The sequence below is a fragment of the Dickeya sp. Secpp 1600 genome (assembly GCF_003049805.1).
In the GTDB taxonomy this organism is placed as follows: domain Bacteria; phylum Pseudomonadota; class Gammaproteobacteria; order Enterobacterales; family Enterobacteriaceae; genus Dickeya; species Dickeya fangzhongdai.
Genome location: NZ_CP023484.1, coordinates 3,681,031 through 3,698,195, shown reverse-complemented (window position 1 = coordinate 3,698,195; position 17,165 = coordinate 3,681,031). Strand labels below are relative to the sequence as shown.

Here is a 17,165-nt window from a genome sequence, read left to right as displayed (position 1 = left end):
GGCTACCCCGATCAAAACCGTGGCGGGAAAGGGAAAACGTTCTCTCTTCCCAAAAGCGGATTTCCCAAAAGCGGATTTCCCAAAAACGAACTCCCCAAAAACGAAAGATCAGGCGCGGTCGATGTGGATGCCAAAGCCGCTGCGGTCGGGCTGGATGTCCGGTTTCAGCGTTAATGCCGGGATAGCGTAGTCGCCGGCATTCTGTTGCCGAAACCGTATTGGTTCGTCGCGCCACAGCATATCCAGACGCTGTTTCAACGCATCGCAGGTTTGCGCGTAGCGCGCGTCATCCATCCGGCTGGTGTGGTAGACCACAAACGGCGGCATCACCTCAAAGCCAGGGTAATACAACACGCCGTGCTGGATGGGAAACAGTAAATCGTCGATCGGCCCATTGATGCCGCGCGGACCGTAGTGCGATTCCCAGCCGCCGGTGGTGACCAGCAACATGGCGCGTTTGCCTTGCATTGACCCCTCCCCGTAGCGATCCCCCCAGTGTGTTGCCGAATGCTCCCCGACGCCATAGGCAAAACCGTAGGCGTAGACCCGGTCGATCCAGCCTTTGAGAATCGCGGGCATGGTGAACCACCACAGCGGGAACTGCAGAATGACGGTATCGGCCCAACGCAGTTTGTCCTGCTCGCGGGCGATATCCGGCGACTGTGTGCCCTGAGTAAATGCCCGCTGTGAATCCAGCGACGGGTGGAACGGGGCCTCCGCCTGCCGGTCGGTGTTGTCGAAGGCATCCAGCGTGGTTTTCCACTGCATGGCGTACAGATCGGATACCTGAACCTGATGACCGGCGCTTTCCAGATGGCTGACGACCACATTTTTCAGCGAGCCGTTGAGCGAGCGAGGTTCGGGGTGGGCATAAACCAGTAAAACTTTCATCACATCGTCTCCTTGTTGACAGGAGCACAGCATAGGAGGCGGTCTGTTATAGTTGAAATGAATGTTCATTATATCAGGCATAGTCATGAACAATATCAGAAGACTGGATCTGAACCTGCTGCTGACGCTGGACGCATTGCTGGCGGAGCATCACGTTACCCGCGCGGCGCGGCGACTGAACCTGTCGCAGCCGTCGGTGAGCGTACAACTGGCCCGGCTGCGGGAGATTTTCGACGATCCCCTGCTGTTGCCCGGCCCCAGAGGCATGAAGCCGACCGCCAGAGCCGATGAGTTGCGGGAGCCGTTGCGACAGGCGCTGGAATCGCTTGAGCACGCCATTGCGCCTTCCGCGACTTTCGACCCGGCAACCGCCGATAATACGTGGCGGGTGTCCGCCTTCGATTATGGCGAGTCGACCATTGTGCTGCCGGCGCTGAGCCAGTTACGCCGTGAGGCGCCGCATACCCGGCTGGCGATTCTGGAAACGCCGCCGTCCGCCATGTTGCGGCTAATGGAACAAGGCGACATCGATCTGGCGCTGCACACCAGCGACATGGCGCCGTCGGGAATGCGCCGCCGGATACTGTTCCGGGAACACTATGTACTGGCCGGTAGGGTCGGGCACCCGCATTTGGCCCATCCGCTGACGCTGGACCAGTTCAGCCGGCTTGAGCACGTGATGGTATCGCCGGACGGCGGCGGTTTTCACGGCGCAACGGATGGGGCGCTGGCGGCGATGGGGCTGGCGCGTAAGGTGGTGCTGTCGGTGCCGCACTTCCTGTTTATGATGTCGGTGCTGGCGACCACCGATCTGGTGGCGATGCTGCCGTCCCGGCTACTGCGCGACCAGCCCGGTCTGCAGGTTGCCGCGGCGCCGATCGAGATTCCGGGGTTTGAGATGGCGATGTACTGGCATGAGCGCTGGCACCGCGATCGCGCGCATCAATGGCTGCGGGGGCTGATCGCCCAGGCGGTGGCGTGAGCACCCGCTCCGGGGTAGCCCGCCGGCATAAGGCTAAGGGGATGACGGCGCCGATTTTTGCCGGACAAGATGATTAAGCTGGCTGATGCCCGCCGCCGCGAACAGCGCTACGGCGCCGCAAACGATCGCCATCGATACGGCATGGCTGGACGCCTGCAAGGCGCTGGTCAGCAGCGGGCCGATAATTTGCCCGACGCCGTAGGTAAGGGTGACCAGCCCGAGCATATTGATGCTGTGCGGCGCATGCAGCCTGCGCGCCAGCGGCATCACCAGCGATGTGGTGCCCATGAAGGTGGCGCCAAAGCCGAGGCCGCTGATGATCAGCAGCAGCGGGGAGTCGCTAAACAGCGTCAGCAGTACGCATCCGCCCTGAACCAGCAAATTGGCGGACAGACAAGGCAAGGTGCCCCAGCGGCGGGCCGCCCACAGCCAGAAAAAGCAGCCGGGAACGACCGACAGCCCGACCAGCGACCATAAATGCGCCGCGAGCAGCGACGTGCCCTGCGTTTTCACCATCAGCGGCAGATAAGTCGCCACAATGATGTAGCCAAACCCCGCCAGTCCGTATAGCGTCGCCAGCTGCCACCAGCTCATCGCCTGGTCGGCAGGCGGCGGCGCGGTGTGCCGGGCGGCGCTGTCCGCCTGACGGGGATAGAGCAGCCACAGCAGCAACAATAGCGCGACGGACAACAGACCGGCGCCCCACCATAACCCGCTGGCGGTCAACCCTTGTTTCAGGCCGATAATCACATATTCGTTGCCGAGCAGAATGCCGACGCCGACCCCGGCATACAGCGAGGCGATAACCCGGCTGTCGTGTGTGTGTTGCAAAACCAGCATCGAACCGAAGATCATCGCCGCCGCGCTGGCGACGCCGGCCATAAAGCGAATCACCACCGCCAGCATCACCGGCAGGTCGGGCGCCATGGCGAAAATCAACACGCCGGTGGCCGCCGCGCCGATGAACAGCATCAACGCCGGATGGGATGTCCGCCCCAGACGGCTGAACGAAAACAGCAGACTGCCGAACAGGTAGCCTGCGTAGTTGGCGCTGGCGATATAGGAAAGCTGGCTGAAGGTGAACCGGTTTTCACCGATCATTACCGGCAGCAAAGCGGTAAACAGGAAGCGACCAATGCCCATGCCCAGCGTCAGTATGGTCATGCCGAACAGCGCGGCTTTCAGCCGTTGTCCGGCGCTCATGTGCGGTGTGGTATCCATCAGGTAGCGGCAGTGAAGGGTGGTAAATGAAAGGTAAATGCAATGTTGCCTAAAGGCAAACAAAAGTGCAGAAAGGGCGTACCTGCCCGGGGACTCAAATTTGATTTATTCAGCGATGCCCAGTTTGCGTTCAATTACCCTGGATAGCATGACGATAAAAGTAATGAAAACCAGATAAACCAACGCAGCAAATAAATAGGCATCGAAAAACTCAAAATTCGTTGAGGCCACCTCCTGAATGCGGGAGAAAAATTCAGTGTACTGGATAAGAAAAGCAATAGAGCTGTCTTTAATATTGTTAATTACCTGATTAGTCAGTGCAGGTACAGAGGTAATGAAAACCTGAGGTAGTATAATTAATCGGAAAATCTGCCACCGGCTAAACCCCTGCACGATGGCTGCCTCAGTCTCATATTTTCTCAGTGAATTGTAAGCTGTTGTCATATAGGACGCATTATAGGCTCCGATGTTAAGTGTAAAGCCTGTTACTGCCACAACGAAAGACGACAGGTGGATGCCTGTCTGTGGTAAACCATAATAAATGACAAATAAAATAAGAATTAATGGTGTGCCGATGAAAAAATCCATATATATTTTTGTCATACGTTTAACTGTAGATTGATTACTGATGCTTAGGGAAAAAATGACAATGCCCCAGAGAAGACCCGAGAAGGAAACAATAATAGCAAGTTTACATGTTTCAACGATCCCGTCAAAAACCAGCGGAAGTTGTTCCATCAGATCAGTATAGAAATTAACCCATCCATCGGACATATTATTGCTCTCCAAAAAAATAATGAATGTCCGGATCGGCATCAAGGGATGAGAGTTCATCAAAAGACCCTTCTGCACGGATCCTACCGTAATTTAGGAAAGTAACTCTGTCACAAAGTTGTTTAGCAAGACGTATGTCATGAGTGACACATAGTATTGTCACTTTTCGCTCATTAAGCTGCTTAATGAGCGAACCCACTTCACGGGTCATCAGCGGGTCAAGGGCTGACGTAGGCTCATCGAACACAATCACTTCAGGGTCCGTTACCAGAGCACGAATAAGTGCGACACGCTGCTGTTGCCCACCAGAGAGCTGTGAAGGATATTTCATGCTGTGTGCAGTCATATCCAGCCTTTCCAGCTCGTATAAAGCTTTATCTCTGGCATCATTATGGGGAATGTTAAATACCTTACGAAGAGCCAGAGTAATGTTATCCATAACATTCAGATGGCGGTATAATGCGTAATTCTGGAAAACAAAACCAACTTTTTTCCTGAATTCAAGGGTGTTGAATTTTCTATCATTAACATCTTTGCCATGAAAGAATATATTGCCTGTATCTGGGGTTTCAAGTTGAGCCAGACAACGCAGTAGTGTCGTCTTGCCGCAGCCAGACGGGCCCATGACTATTTTTACCTCTCCGTACTTAATCTTTAAGTTGATGTTGTCTAAAACCTTTTTGCTGTTGAATTCTTTACTTACTTCACTTAATTCTATCAATGCCATACATTTTCACCCTCACTCTATTTAATTCATCACTTGTCATTTTGAATTTCATTTCAATCAGCCTGGCTGCAACAAGAGATAATTTGTAAATGAGAAAGTAAAATATTCCTGCAATGGTATAAATTACCAGGCCGTTCATGGTGACAGCGGTCAGGGTCATTGCCTGTTTTGTAATTTCAGATATACCCACGGTATAGGCAAAAGGTGTAGCTTTCAATACAGATGAAAATTCGTTTAATATCCCAGGGACAGCGAAACGGAGCATTTGAGGGAACTCTATGTTGCTTAAGATCTGTAGCTTACTTAAACCAGCCGCTTTAGCAGCTGTAATTTCTGATGGCTCTACCAATTGAAGCGCGCCGCGGAACACTTCCGCAAGATAACCGCCGCTGATTAATCCAATACTAAGATTCATTGCGAGCAATGGGGAAATACTCAGGCCTGTTGCCGGAAGACCAAAATAGACGAGAAAAACGGCTATTAAAACTGGAACTCCACGAAAAATGAAAACCAGGAAATCCAGAGTTTTCTTCATTGATGGAAAAGCCAGTCGCCGTAAAACGGCGACTGTCAATCCGGTAATCAATGCTGAGGTAAAACACGTAAATGTAACAATGAGCGTGTTTACGATACCCTCAAGCAAAAAATAACATGCATTTATCATATCTTGCGATGGCATGTGCTGTTATTTCATCCATTTATCTACGATGCCAGATATTTTTTCCTCGCCTTGCTCATTAAGCCAGGCGTTAAAATCATCCCGCACCGGCGAACCTTTCTTAAAAGCAAACCCAAGATGGTCAACACCTTTAAATACATAGCGGCTTTCAATAGGCATTTTTTGTTTATTCTTATAGTTAAAGTAAACCGGATCCTCTATGAATGCCAGGTCTACATTTCCATTTTTCAAATCGGCAATGGTTTCATTATAAGAGGGGTAAAGCTTTACTTTGCTTAATGAGTAATATCCTTTGGGTTCAAGAGTGGTTTTTATTAGGTCAGCATAAGCCATTCCCCGGGGGAACCCTATTGAATATTTTTTTAACTCATTCAGATCGCTCAGATCTATTTTACGATTCGCCAGACTGACCAGATTAAAGGAGTTAACATAATATGGAGATGAAAAATCCATTACTTTCTTACGTTTGTCTGTTATGGATATTCCTGAAAATGCTACATCTGCCTGACCGCTGGCTACCGCGCCAAGCATCCCATCCCATGAGTACTCTGTTATTTTTAGCTCGCATTTCCTTTCCTGACAGTAAGAAGAGAAAATCTCCAGATCAATCCCTTCCAATTTCCCGTCAGTAGTTTTGGATAGCATCGGTGGCGAGGCAGGGGACACGGCGACATTAAGTGTCTTTCCATTAACGGGATTGGCTGCGACAACAGTAAATGAGGTTATTCCTAAAATCATCACTAAAAGAAATTTTTTTAATAACATACAGGGCTCCTGGATTTAATCGGGGATACATAAATTTTTGAATTAACTGTAATAAGAAAAGTATGACCACTATTGCCGCCGTAAAAGGTTATAAGCAGCATTTCATCCAGAGGAAGGGCGTCGCCAACATACCAGACTCCAGTATGTGCTCCGTTTAATCTTAATATTATCTTATATGATAAGATGATAAATATCTCAGTGTCGTGAATGTCAGATATGCGATTATCACCTTACCAAACTACCAAGTGTTCAATATAAACAACGTTTTCTGTTTGTGCAAATTTTGTTCGTGCTTCGACTCAGGTGAAAGGCTTTATGATATGCGGTGCGGGCAGGTATTTCAGCGGTCTGCTGTTTTGTACCACGTTTAATCCAGCAACAGTATGATTGAAGGAGCCTGGCTAACCATAGTACTACACATACGATTATTCTAATTGTGACAAAAATATATTCTGATAATGGTTTTATTGTTTTTAACAAGAAGAAAAATCTTAATTATATGGATGTATTTTCTTATATTATGTGCGATACAGCAGTAAATAAATTCCCTGAAGCGTTGGCGGTTTTTTATCAACAGCCGCAGTTGTTGTTGCCTTGCCACCGTGCCGATGAACAGCATCAATGCCGGATTAGATGAGGTTTGCCCCAGACGGCTGAATAAAAAACAGCAGACGGTCAGACAGGTAGCCTGCGTGGTTGGCGCTGGCGATGCTGGCAATATAGGAGGCTGGCTGAAGGTGAATTGACGTTCGCTAATCATCACCGGCAACAGGGCGGTAAGCAGAAAACAGCTAATGCTCGTGCCCGGGACAGCCTGTGTAGTCATGACGTGAATTGTCGGGATTTCCCGGTTTTTCCTGGCTTCACGCCGACAGATAACGATGCGATGGAGATATTATGAATTTTATTATCATTATCATTCTGGCGAAAATATCGTGAAGTGAGTCGGTAGGAATATTCCAATTTTTAAATTTGTGCATTATCACTAATAAATGGTCTGAGTGAAAAACATAGTGATGTATTGTGAATACAACGCATTAAATGTAAGTCGATTCGTTAATCATCTTTGGTGGAAATATAGGTTATCACTGCCCATAATCTCTTTTTTAAATTGTGAGCGTTGTAATTAATAGCGTGTTCCCATAAATAACATTCGTTGACATCTATGATTTCGTAAACTACCATCCCCGGCGAATTATAGTTTTTCATGTTTCATTCTTTTATTTCAATAAAAGGAATTATCAGTTGAAAAACTTTTATGATAGTAAGAATATTCAGTTCTGGGATGAGCTGGCCCGAATTCATTCCGGGCAATCCGATTATGATGTTGGCAATTATGACCCGTGGCGATATCAGCTAAAAGATATCGAGCTGTCTGAGTTAGGCGATTTACATAATAAAAAAGTACTTCATCTGCAATGTCATATTGGCTTGGATAGCTTTGCCCTTGAAATAATGGGAGCGGATGTTACCGCAATTGATTATTCAGTTGAAGCCATTGAAACCGCAAATGCAATAAAACTTAAATTTGGTCTTAAATCGAATTTTTATTGCGCCAGTGTTTATGATGTTTCTGAGCTGAAGCTGGGCGAATTCGATCTGGTTTTTACCTCTTACGGTGTTCTGGTCTGGCTTCAGCACCTGAATTTGTGGGCGAAAACTATCGCTTCACACCTGAAACCCGGCGGCGAATTACTGCTGATTGACGAGCATCCTGTCGCAAAAATGTTCAGTAATCCTCATCAGGATAATGCACCGCTTGATAGCAATGCCTTATTCTCTTCTGTTCAGTCCGGTGCGCCGGTAAAAGCAAATTATAAATACTCTTATGCCAATGACCATCGCCAGATAGAGAATCAGGAACAATATGTCTGGTTTCACAGCCTGTCTGAAATTATCACCAGTCTGACCAACGAAAACCTGTGTATAACGGCTTTTCGGGAGTTCGATAAAGGTTTCTATAAAGCATTTTCTCAACTATCGCAGCATGAAGACGGCTGGTGGCGCTTCAATAATGGGCTTTCAGCTATTCCATTGACGTTTTTATTGCGGGCAAAAAAGTATTAGAAAAAAGGGATGGTTATGCAAGAGCTAATTTTAGCAGTAAATCTTCCGGTACTGGCGGATGGAACAGTAACTTACGATGGCAATGTGGTGCTGGCGACCCGCGACAAGGTGATTACCGCCATTGCGGAGGAGCGGGTTTCAAGGAAAAAGTATGATGGCCGGGTAACCTGTGCCGTCCGGGAAATTTTGCAACGCAATAAACTGGCGCTGAGTGATATTTCCGCTATCTCCGTTGTGAGCTTTGGACAGCCGATGAATGGCGCGCACGAGCTTGACGGCAAACTTAAACAGGAGATCGACGCGTTATTTCCGGGGTTTGATAACATTCATGCCGTGACGTCGCATCATTCGGCTCATGCGTTAAGCGCGGTCAGCCAGACGGATGTCAAACGCGCCTTGATCGTGGTGGCCGACCATACGGGGAATCTTATTGGCGAAAGAGCCGATGCGGTGATGCTGGAAAATAATGCGGCGGAGCAAGTCAGCTATTATTTGTACGAGAATAATGATTTGACCCTCCTCGCTCAGGATAATGCGCAACCTTGCGATCAGGGATATGGCCGGTTTTATGGCGATATTACCTGTTATCTGGGGTTTGACAGTTATCGTGAATCGGGAAAAACCATGGGGCTGGCCTCTTTCGGCAATCCGGCGGTATTTTCAAACTATTCGCCGTTTATTGAAACGCCGGCCGGAGAAATATCCGCGCTGAAAGATGAACGCTATGCCGATGATTGCACCAAGGATCTGAAAGCATGGTTTAAAAAGCAGGGTATGGATATTCCGGAGCGGCGGCGTAAAGGAGAAGTTATTCGTCCGTTTGATATGCATCTGGCGGCCTGGGCGCAGGATCAGCTGCAAAAATCGATTATTCGGCGGGCGAAGGCGCTGATTGAGCAATACCACATCGATACGTTGTGCGTCGCGGGCGGCGTGGCCATGAATTCCGTGATGAACCGTAAACTGGAAGAGGAATTGGGCATTACGGTTTACGTACCGCCTTCTCCGGGCGATGCCGGCCTGGCGCTGGGCGCCGCCGCGGAATATTTCTGGAAGAAAGATCACCGGGTTCCGCAATTTGAGAGTTCCCCTTATCTGGGGCCGGTTTATTCTGAAGAGGATATTGCCGGCAGCCTGCGCGCCTGTGAAGACGAATTTCGCATTCAACGTGTCAGTGAGCCGGAATATCAGGCCGCTCGTCTGATTGCGGAAGGAAAAATTATCGGCTGGTTCCAGGACCGCAGTGAATACGGGCCACGAGCGCTGGGTAACCGCAGTATTCTTGCTTCGCCTTCCAATAGCTGGACGAAGGAAATTCTCAACAGTCAGATAAAATTGCGCGAGTGGTTCCGACCTTATGCGCCCGTGGTGCTGGAAGAAGCCGCCGATAAGTATTTTGATATGCTGTCGCCGGTCCCTTATATGATGAAAGTCGCGCCGGTGAAAACCCAGGCCAAAGTCGATATGCCCGCCTGTATTCATGTCGACGGCACGGCCAGATTGCAGACCGTCTCCGCTGAATCCAATAAAAAGTTCTACCAGCTGATTAAGGCGTTGGGGAACCTGACCGGCGTGCCTGTGGTGCTCAATACCAGTTTTAATCTGGCCGGAATGCCGATCGTTGAATCGCCGGATGATGCTATTGACTGTTTCAGGCATGCCGTTGGTATGGATGCCTTGTTTATCGGCAATTATCTGCTGGAAAAGAAACAGAACCATTAATGCAAGGATTTGAGCGACTATCTTATGTTGACGAATAATAACGTTGTCAATTTGCTGCTAATCGGGTTCGGGCCTCACGCCAAAAGAATATATTATCCGCTGCTGGAGGCGTCCTGTGATGATCCCTCATTAAACTTATGCGCCGCGGTGGATTTTATTTCAGCAAAGCGGGGAATAGAGGCGTATCTTGCGGGCAAACGGCTACAGCCGGAAATCCTTTATTTTAATGACAGCGATAACAGCCAGACTGAATTAGGCGCCGATGCCAGAAAACGTCTGGATGACGTGGTGATAAAATACGCGATTAATGGCGTGATCATCGCCACCGAACCGCTGGCCCATACGCCGTATGCCCGCTGGGCGCTGGAGTCCGGTTTGTCTGTTCTGATGGATAAACCGATTTCATCTTATGAAGGCATTTCCACCTCAATTGAGAAATCGATAAAGATTGCCGAAGATTATCATGCGCTGAATGCCCTGTATCAAAAACAGCGGCGTGATAATTCCTGTCAGGTGTTTTCTCTCATGGCGCAGCGGCGCTATCAGACGTCGTTTAATCTGATCAAGCGTTATATTGCCGAGTGCTTTGCGCAGACCCATTGTCCGGTAACCAATGTGCAGACCTTTCATTCGGACGGTCAGTGGCGTATGCCGACGGAAATGGTGGAGCAGCATTACCATCCTTACAATCAGGGTTATGGAAAATGCTCGCACAGCGGTTATCACTATTTTGATATTGTGCCTTTTGTACTGGAAGCCGGATTTGGCGAAGGCAAACAGTTCGATAATATTGACGTCTTCTCGATGGCGATCCGGCCGGATGATGTGCTCAGTCAACTAGAGCTCGATGATTATCGTGCGCTGTTTGGGCAACGTCGTTTCGACGAATCCAACCATTATGATGAAAAACAGTTGGGGCTATTGCTGGGAACATTTGGCGAAGTGGATTGCAGCAGCAATATCTGTTTTAAATGCGGCGACAGGACGCTGACCGCGGCGTCCATTAACCTGTGTCATAACGGCTATTCGCAGCGAAACTGGGTAACGGCGGCGGGGAGAGATCTCTATAAAGGCAATGGCCGCGTTTCTCATGAGTCGCATATCTTTCAGCAAGGGCCGTTCCAGTCGATTCACTTTCATTCCTATAAGTCGGATGAGTTGCCCGACGATGCGTCGGACGAGCGGCATCGTGTCGGCACGAAAGAGCATCTGGAAATCTATATTTTCCGCAATGACAAAATGCTTGGCGGAAAACATGTCGAAGTGTTCGATATCGACGACATTATTGCGATGGAAGGCGGACGAAAAGGATTGAAAGGAAAATCCAAAGCCAAGGCGTTTTATGAATTTATTGCCGGCATGCGGGGCGAGATTGCGGCGGGCGATATGGTGTCTGATTTCAGTAAACATGAGGTGGGCGCGATGCTGACGTCGGCGATTTACCAGTCGATCAGCCATCGTTACCATCGGCTGAATCCGTTGATTAATCGTCGTTTCAAAAGCCGGGCCGCGGTTCTGCGGGCAGAAGCGCTCGTACCGTGATGGGGCTGAAAAAAGAGAGTCGTGGGTTGAAAAAAGAGCGTGTTGGGTTGAAGAAAGAGCGTGTTGGGTTGAAGAAAGAGAGTGTTGGGTTGAAGAAAAAGAGTATGGGGCGGGTTGCCGGCCTGTTTCCGTTAGTGATTGCCGCGCCGCTGGGGCTGGATATCTGCCTCCCCGGCGTGCCGCTGATATCCCATGAACTGGGCAGCATGCCGGGGATGACGCAATGGATTATCAGCGGATTTGTGCTGTGTTTGAGCCTCAGTCAGCTTTTCTTCGGGCCGCTGGTCGACCGCCTCGGCGCGCAATGCGTTTTGTTGTGCGGCAGCCTGGTTTACGCGTTGAGCGCGATCGGCGTGTATTTTACCGACACGATCACCTGGTTCATCGCGCTGCGGCTGGTGCAGGGATGCGGGGCTGGCGCGATGGCGGTTGCCGCGTCGGCCAGCGTGCCGCTGCGCTTTCAGGGGGTGGTCATCGGGAAGGTATTTAGCCTGCTTAACGGCGTGATAAGCCTGGTCCCGGTGCTGGCGCCGGTGATAGGTGGACTGCTGATCGTACACTATGGCTGGCGTTCCAGTTTTTATGCGCTGGGCGCTTTCGCGCTGCTGTGCGGCGTACTGGTGCTGTGGAAACCGCTGCCGGCTGCGTGCGGCAGGGCGCGTGATGGCGCACTGTCCCCGACACCGTCGTTAAGCGTTTTCTCCGGCTATCTGACTGTTTTTCGGCACCCCGAGTTTCGGTTGGGGTGTTTTGCCGCCAGCTTCGGTTTTGCCACGCAACTGATTTTCTTTTCCAGTTCACCCATCGTACTGATCGACACGCTGCATATCCCGGTGGATCAATTTGGATACTATTTTGCCGTCAACGCTCTGGCTATCACCGGCGGAAGCCTGCTGACCGCCCGGTTGCTGGGGCGAGTGAAAGAGACGGTGATTCTGTATGGCGGCGCAGTGCTGATGTTACTGGCCATGAGCGGCTTTATTCTGACGATCCATGTGCTGACCGTGTCGGTCTGGCCTTATCTTCTTTCAGCCACGCTGGGTAGCCTGGGGTTCGCCGTACTGATTGCGACCGGGGCGGCGGTGGCGCTGTCTCCGTTCACGTCGCTGGCCGGGCAGGCCTCCGCGCTGATGGCGGCGATACAGATGTCGTTCTCTTCGCTGGTTGCCTGGGCCGTGATGAACAGCTGGCGCGACGATTGGTCGCCGATGATTGCCGCCTATTTTCTGTTGGCCGTAGCGCTGCTGCTACAACTGCAGGCTTACCGGATGACGCGTGTCAGACGGCATCAATCGGAGCCGGCGGCGCTCGAAAAAACGTCCCCGAATTCGAATTGATCCCCGCTGGAGTGATGTCCGGCATGGGGGCGATATCTGGCAGCGGGATGATATAGGGAATTGGAGTGAGGTATGACTTGCCGTTTCGATGAGGTTATCGATTTTTCGCATTCTCATTTATTGAAATGGGAATACCCTTCTCCGTATCTGCCGCACCCCGCCTCACGGCCGCCGCTGCCTTTGTGGATTGCGGATATGGATTTTAGGTGCCCGGATGAAGTGCAACAGGCGCTGCACGACGCCATCAACCAGGGCGTTTTTGGCTATACGCGAGCCAGCGAAACCCTGTTTGACGCCATTATCCAATGGCAGTTGCATCATCATGGCTGGCGAATTCATGAAGACTGGATCGTGCAGAGTCCGGGGGTGGTGAACAGCCTGAGCATGATTGTGCAGACGTTTACCCAGCCGGGGGAGGGGGTGTTGATCCAGCCGCCGGTTTACGGGCCGTTTTATCACAGCGTAACGATGAACGACCGCCAGGTGGTGACGGCTCCGCTCACCGAAACGGCATCAGGGTATACGCTGGATCTTGATGCCTTTGAACAGGCGATCACGCCGACGACGCGGCTGTTTTTTTTATGTAATCCGCACAACCCGACCGGGCATGTCTGGAGCCGGGACGAGCTGCTGGCGATGGGCAACATCTGCCGGCGTCATGGCGTGATGGTCGTTTCCGATGAAATTCATCAGGATTTGATCATTAACCCCGCGAAACGGCATCAGCCGTTTGCCGGCATTAACGACGAATTCGCCGACCACAGCATTACCTGCACATCGCCGAGTAAAACCTTCAATCTGGCGGGATTGCACACCTCCAATCTGTTCATTCCCAATAAGACGATACGCGACGCGCTGAAACGAACCTATGCGCGCTGTTCATTGTATATCCCCAATATGCTGGGGCTGGCGGCCTGCGAAGCGGCTTACCGTCATGGCGGGCCGTGGTTATCCGCGTTGCTGGACTATTTGCGCGATAACCGGGCGTTGTTGCAGGCGAACCTTGGCCCGGACTCACCGGTCCGGCTGTTCGACGCCGATGCGCTCTATCTTGGCTGGCTGGATTTTCGGGAAAGCGGCATTGCGCCGGCCGATTTACCGGCGACCTTGCTTAACCGGGCCGGGCTGTGGCTGGATGATGGCGCGAAGTTCGGCGCGGCGTACGCCGGGTTTGCCCGGATTAATTTTGCCTGCCGACGCGCCCTGCTGCATTCCGCACTGGCGAAATTAGCCGATATGTTTACGGCGAGGGGGAAAACAGGAGGGCTGGTGTAGCGCGGCGCGGCATGGCGTCTTTTTTCCGCCATTGACCTTTTTAGCCAATGCTTCCAATAATGGCGTTCGTTGACTCGGGGTGCCGCGTTCCTGTCATGGAAAACGGCTGAGATATACCCGTATTACCTGATCTGGATTATGCCAGCGTAGGGAAGTCACGGTATCCCGCCGGTACCGCCTTCTTTCACGCCGGTTGGGAGGTTTATGAACGCTCGACCTGTACTTTTCCCTGCCGCGTCCGTCGCGGATTCCCTTGATGCTTTCCGTTTGCGCGCGCCGCTGGTGCACTGCCTCACCAATGAGGTGGTGCAGGGGTTTACCGCTAATGTGCTGCTGGCGCTGGGCGCCTCGCCCGCGATGGTGGTGGACGCGGGCGAGGCGGCGCAGTTTGGCGCGCTGGCTGATGGGTTACTCATTAATCTGGGTACGCTTGAAGCCGACCGTGCGCAGGCGATGCGCGCGGCGGTCGCGAGCGCCATCGAGGTCGGCACGCCGTGGGTGCTGGACCCGGTAGCGGTGGGCGGCCTGCGTTTTCGCACCGAGTTTGCTTTTGAACTGTTGGCGATGAAGCCGGCGGCGATCCGCGGCAACGCCTCCGAAGTCATGGCGCTGGCCGGCGAACGTTCGGCCGGGCGCGGGGTGGACAGCGGCAACGATGTGCTGGCGGCGCTGCCTTCAGCCGTTACGCTGGCGCGCCGCTGGGCCACCTGCGTGGCGGTAACCGGCGAAGTGGATTACGTGACCGACGGCGAGCGAGTGCTGGCGGTACCCGGCGGCGATCCGCTGATGACGCGGGTGGTCGGCACCGGGTGCGCGCTGTCGGCGGTGGTGGCCGGTTTCTGCGCGCTGGAGGGCGACCGGCTCAGTCATATCGCCGCCGCCTGTGCGGTGATGTCGCACTGCGGGCAACAGGCCGCGGCACAGGCGCACGGGCCGGGGAGTTTCATCCCCGCGTTTCTGGATGCGCTGTATACCCTGAACCGGGAGGCGCTGGCATGAAACGTATCAACGCGTTGACTATCGCCGGCACCGACCCGAGCGGCGGCGCCGGTATTCAGGCCGACCTGAAAACGTTCTCGGCGCTGGGCGCCTACGGCACCAGCGTGATTACCGCGTTGGTGGCGCAGAATACGCGCGGCGTGCAGTCGGTCTATCGCATTGAGCCGGCGTTTGTCGCCGCCCAGCTGGATTCGGTTCTGAGCGATATCCGTATCGATAGCGCCAAAATCGGCATGCTGGCGCAGACGGATATCGTGGAAGCGGTGGCGGACCGGCTGCAGCGCTATCCGGTGCCGTATGTGGTGCTGGACACGGTGATGCTGGCGAAAAGCGGCGATCCGCTGCTGGCGCCGGAAGCGGTGGCGGCGGTGCGCCAGCTGCTGCTGCCGCGGGTGTCGCTGATTACCCCCAATCTGCCGGAGGCGGCGGCGCTGTTGCAGTGCGCGCCCGCCGACGATGAGCGGGGCATGCGACGGCAGGGGGACGCGCTGCTGGCGATGGGATGTCAGGCGGTGCTGATGAAAGGCGGTCACCTGAGCGACAGCGAAAGCCCGGACTGGCTGTTCATGCCGGATGCGGAGCCGGTGCGGCTGAGCGCGCCGCGCGTCAACACCCGGCATACGCACGGCACCGGCTGCACGCTGTCGGCGGCGCTGGCGGCGTTGCGCCCGCGTTATGACAACTGGCCGGATACCCTGTCCGCCGCGCGGGCGTATCTGCAAGGCGCGCTGGAACAGGCGGATTCGCTGGAGGTCGGCCACGGCATCGGCCCGGTACACCATTTTCATCGCTGGTGGTGACGCATTTATTGATTGTCGGCGGTGGAAAAGGCCGTCGGCAATGGCCGCATCGCATCCAGGATCCACGCCTGACAGCGTGATTGCCGCAACAGCCAATGCGCATCGACTGAAAAGAGCATGTTATTGCAGCCAGATAAAAATGTATGGCCGTAAGCACCGCCTTATTCTGAAAACAGCGGCAGAATATTAAGGGGGGGGGTATTACGATATTCCTGTGTTGCCGTTTTTTTTGATGTAAGCCGTGAATCGCCAACGCCTTGTCGTTGGCGGTTGAGATATTTTTTCTTTCTGATTAACATGAAAAGTAATCGATTACTTTTTGTGGGAAACCTAATGGCGAAGGCCGGGAAATGCGTTTCGGCCGGCAGGAGTAATTGAGACATTGATAACAACAAAACAAGGAACATCTATCTGGAGAGTCTTATGTACCTGAAGCGATTTTTACGTTTATCACTTTTTATCTCGTTGTTTACCCTCAATGCGTTGCCATTACTTGCCAGAGCGAACCTTGAAGCGGGAAAAGGGAATGTGCCCATCGCGCTGCAAATGTACACCCATGCGTAATGTCGGCTTGTTGGAAGAACAGTTCGCAATGGCTAATAAGGCGGGATTTAATGCCGTCGAGTTGGTCGGCGACCATAATGTGTCATCTGACGAGATGAAAACGCTGCTTGAGAAATATAACCTGAAGGCGATATCGGCGCATGTTCAGCTCACGAGTTTGCGACAGGACAGTCAAGGCGTGGTCGCGTTTAACAATGCTATCGGTAATCGTGTCTTGATTGTTCCCTGGATTGAACCGGCTGACCGGCCGGACAGCGCGCAGGCATGGAAAAATATGGCGCAGGAGCTGGATAATCTGGCGCGCCATCTTAAAAAGCAGGGGATGACGCTGGGCTACCATAACCATGATTTTGAGATGAAAAAGTACAATGGCAAAACGGCGCTGGAAATTCTTTTTGATCATGCCCCCAATCTGGCGATCGAACTGGATATGGCCTGGGTGACGCGAGGCGGTCAGGACCCGGCGCGTCTGCTGAAAAAATATAAAGGGCGGGTGTTTGCCGTTCATGCCAAGGACCACGCACCGATTGGCATTCGTAATGATGAAATGAATTTTGCGCCGGCCGGGGAAGGTATTCTGACCTGGGATGAAATATTCCCGGCGGCAGAAAAAGCGGGCAAAGTCTGGTTTATCGTTGAACACGATGCCCCCAAAGATCCCTATTCGATTATCACCACCGCCAGGAAATTTCTGCTAAAGCATGTCAATCCCTAAGATGACATGATCTTTTTTTGAGTAGCTACAGACAACCTATTATGAGGTTGTCTGTACCACAGTCCGCGTTAATCAAAGAGAGCGTTATTGTTTTTCAGACCATCT

At 52.3% G+C, this 17,165-nt stretch carries 15 protein-coding genes, 1 pseudogene and 1 riboswitch; of the genes and pseudogenes, 9 read left to right on the top strand and 7 right to left on the bottom strand.

Features of this window, described 5'->3' with window-relative positions; translation table 11 throughout:
- Nucleotides 1-108: 108 nt before the first annotated feature.
- Nucleotides 109-891: an NAD(P)H-dependent oxidoreductase gene (locus CPA59_RS16370; protein WP_100849953.1), complete on the bottom strand. Its 783-nt coding sequence runs from the start codon at nucleotides 889-891 to the stop codon at nucleotides 109-111.
- Nucleotides 892-976: 85 nt separating this feature from the next.
- On the opposite strand from CPA59_RS16370, the gene CPA59_RS16365 reads away from it, so the two are divergent.
- The gene (locus CPA59_RS16365) at nucleotides 977-1,873 is read left to right on the top strand and encodes a LysR family transcriptional regulator (RefSeq protein WP_107760100.1); all 897 of its coding nucleotides are present in this window, start codon (nucleotides 977-979) and stop codon (nucleotides 1,871-1,873) included.
- A gap of 33 nt (nucleotides 1,874-1,906) precedes the next feature.
- Here CPA59_RS16365 and CPA59_RS16360 read toward each other — a convergent pair whose 3' ends face one another.
- The 6 genes from CPA59_RS16360 to CPA59_RS16335 form a co-directional block, all read right to left on the bottom strand.
- Nucleotides 1,907-3,094 carry an MFS transporter gene (locus CPA59_RS16360; protein WP_107760098.1) on the bottom strand — a complete coding sequence of 396 codons (1,188 nt, stop codon included), beginning with the start codon at nucleotides 3,092-3,094 and terminating at the stop codon, nucleotides 1,907-1,909.
- 105 nt (nucleotides 3,095-3,199) lie between these two features.
- Nucleotides 3,200-3,868: an amino acid ABC transporter permease gene (locus tag CPA59_RS16355; RefSeq protein ID WP_107760096.1), complete on the bottom strand. Its 669-nt coding sequence runs from the start codon at nucleotides 3,866-3,868 to the stop codon at nucleotides 3,200-3,202.
- 1 nt (nucleotide 3,869) lies between these two features.
- Nucleotides 3,870-4,595 carry an amino acid ABC transporter ATP-binding protein gene (locus CPA59_RS16350; RefSeq protein WP_107760094.1) on the bottom strand — a complete coding sequence of 242 codons (726 nt, stop codon included), beginning with the start codon at nucleotides 4,593-4,595 and terminating at the stop codon, nucleotides 3,870-3,872.
- Nucleotides 4,573-5,274 carry an amino acid ABC transporter permease gene (locus tag CPA59_RS16345; protein ID WP_107760092.1) on the bottom strand — a complete coding sequence of 234 codons (702 nt, stop codon included), beginning with the start codon at nucleotides 5,272-5,274 and terminating at the stop codon, nucleotides 4,573-4,575. The genes CPA59_RS16350 and CPA59_RS16345 overlap by 23 nt, the downstream gene beginning before the upstream one ends.
- 6 nt (nucleotides 5,275-5,280) lie before the next feature.
- Nucleotides 5,281-6,039 (bottom strand): transporter substrate-binding domain-containing protein, encoded by a 759-nt coding sequence (locus CPA59_RS16340; protein WP_107760090.1) that lies wholly within the window; start codon nucleotides 6,037-6,039, stop codon nucleotides 5,281-5,283.
- A 430-nt stretch (nucleotides 6,040-6,469) separates the two neighbouring features.
- The gene (locus CPA59_RS16335) at nucleotides 6,470-6,865 is read right to left on the bottom strand and encodes a hypothetical protein (RefSeq protein WP_107760088.1); all 396 of its coding nucleotides are present in this window, start codon (nucleotides 6,863-6,865) and stop codon (nucleotides 6,470-6,472) included.
- 419 nt (nucleotides 6,866-7,284) lie between these two features.
- On the opposite strand from CPA59_RS16335, the gene CPA59_RS16330 reads away from it, so the two are divergent.
- From CPA59_RS16330 to CPA59_RS16295, 8 genes and pseudogenes are all read left to right on the top strand, one after another.
- A complete protein-coding gene (locus CPA59_RS16330; RefSeq protein ID WP_159077955.1) occupies nucleotides 7,285-8,106 on the top strand; it encodes a bifunctional 2-polyprenyl-6-hydroxyphenol methylase/3-demethylubiquinol 3-O-methyltransferase UbiG in 822 nt (273 codons plus the stop codon).
- Nucleotides 8,107-8,121: 15 nt separating this feature from the next.
- Complete coding sequence (locus CPA59_RS16325; protein ID WP_159077954.1) at nucleotides 8,122-9,828, top strand: carbamoyltransferase C-terminal domain-containing protein; 1,707 nt, start codon at nucleotides 8,122-8,124, stop codon at nucleotides 9,826-9,828.
- A gap of 147 nt (nucleotides 9,829-9,975) precedes the next feature.
- Nucleotides 9,976-11,370 (top strand): Gfo/Idh/MocA family oxidoreductase, encoded by a 1,395-nt coding sequence (locus tag CPA59_RS16320; protein WP_255412237.1) that lies wholly within the window; start codon nucleotides 9,976-9,978, stop codon nucleotides 11,368-11,370.
- Nucleotides 11,370-12,707, top strand: coding sequence for a multidrug effflux MFS transporter (locus CPA59_RS16315; RefSeq protein ID WP_107760079.1), 1,338 nt, complete (start codon nucleotides 11,370-11,372; stop codon nucleotides 12,705-12,707). Before CPA59_RS16320 ends, CPA59_RS16315 begins: the two co-directional genes overlap by 1 nt.
- A 72-nt stretch (nucleotides 12,708-12,779) precedes the next feature.
- Nucleotides 12,780-13,982, top strand: a complete 1,203-nt coding sequence (locus tag CPA59_RS16310; protein WP_107760077.1) for a MalY/PatB family protein — start codon at nucleotides 12,780-12,782, stop codon at nucleotides 13,980-13,982.
- A gap of 65 nt (nucleotides 13,983-14,047) precedes the next feature.
- A riboswitch (TPP riboswitch) is annotated at nucleotides 14,048-14,152 on the top strand.
- Between the two features lie 34 nt (nucleotides 14,153-14,186).
- On the top strand, nucleotides 14,187-14,981 hold the full coding sequence (thiM, locus tag CPA59_RS16305; RefSeq protein ID WP_049854883.1) for a hydroxyethylthiazole kinase: 795 nt from the start codon (nucleotides 14,187-14,189) through the stop codon (nucleotides 14,979-14,981).
- Nucleotides 14,978-15,781: a bifunctional hydroxymethylpyrimidine kinase/phosphomethylpyrimidine kinase gene (gene thiD / locus CPA59_RS16300; protein ID WP_049854884.1), complete on the top strand. Its 804-nt coding sequence runs from the start codon at nucleotides 14,978-14,980 to the stop codon at nucleotides 15,779-15,781. The genes thiM and thiD overlap by 4 nt, the downstream gene beginning before the upstream one ends.
- A gap of 423 nt (nucleotides 15,782-16,204) precedes the next feature.
- Nucleotides 16,205-17,060, top strand: a pseudogene (locus tag CPA59_RS16295) (sugar phosphate isomerase/epimerase family protein).
- Nucleotides 17,061-17,165: the final 105 nt, after the last annotated feature.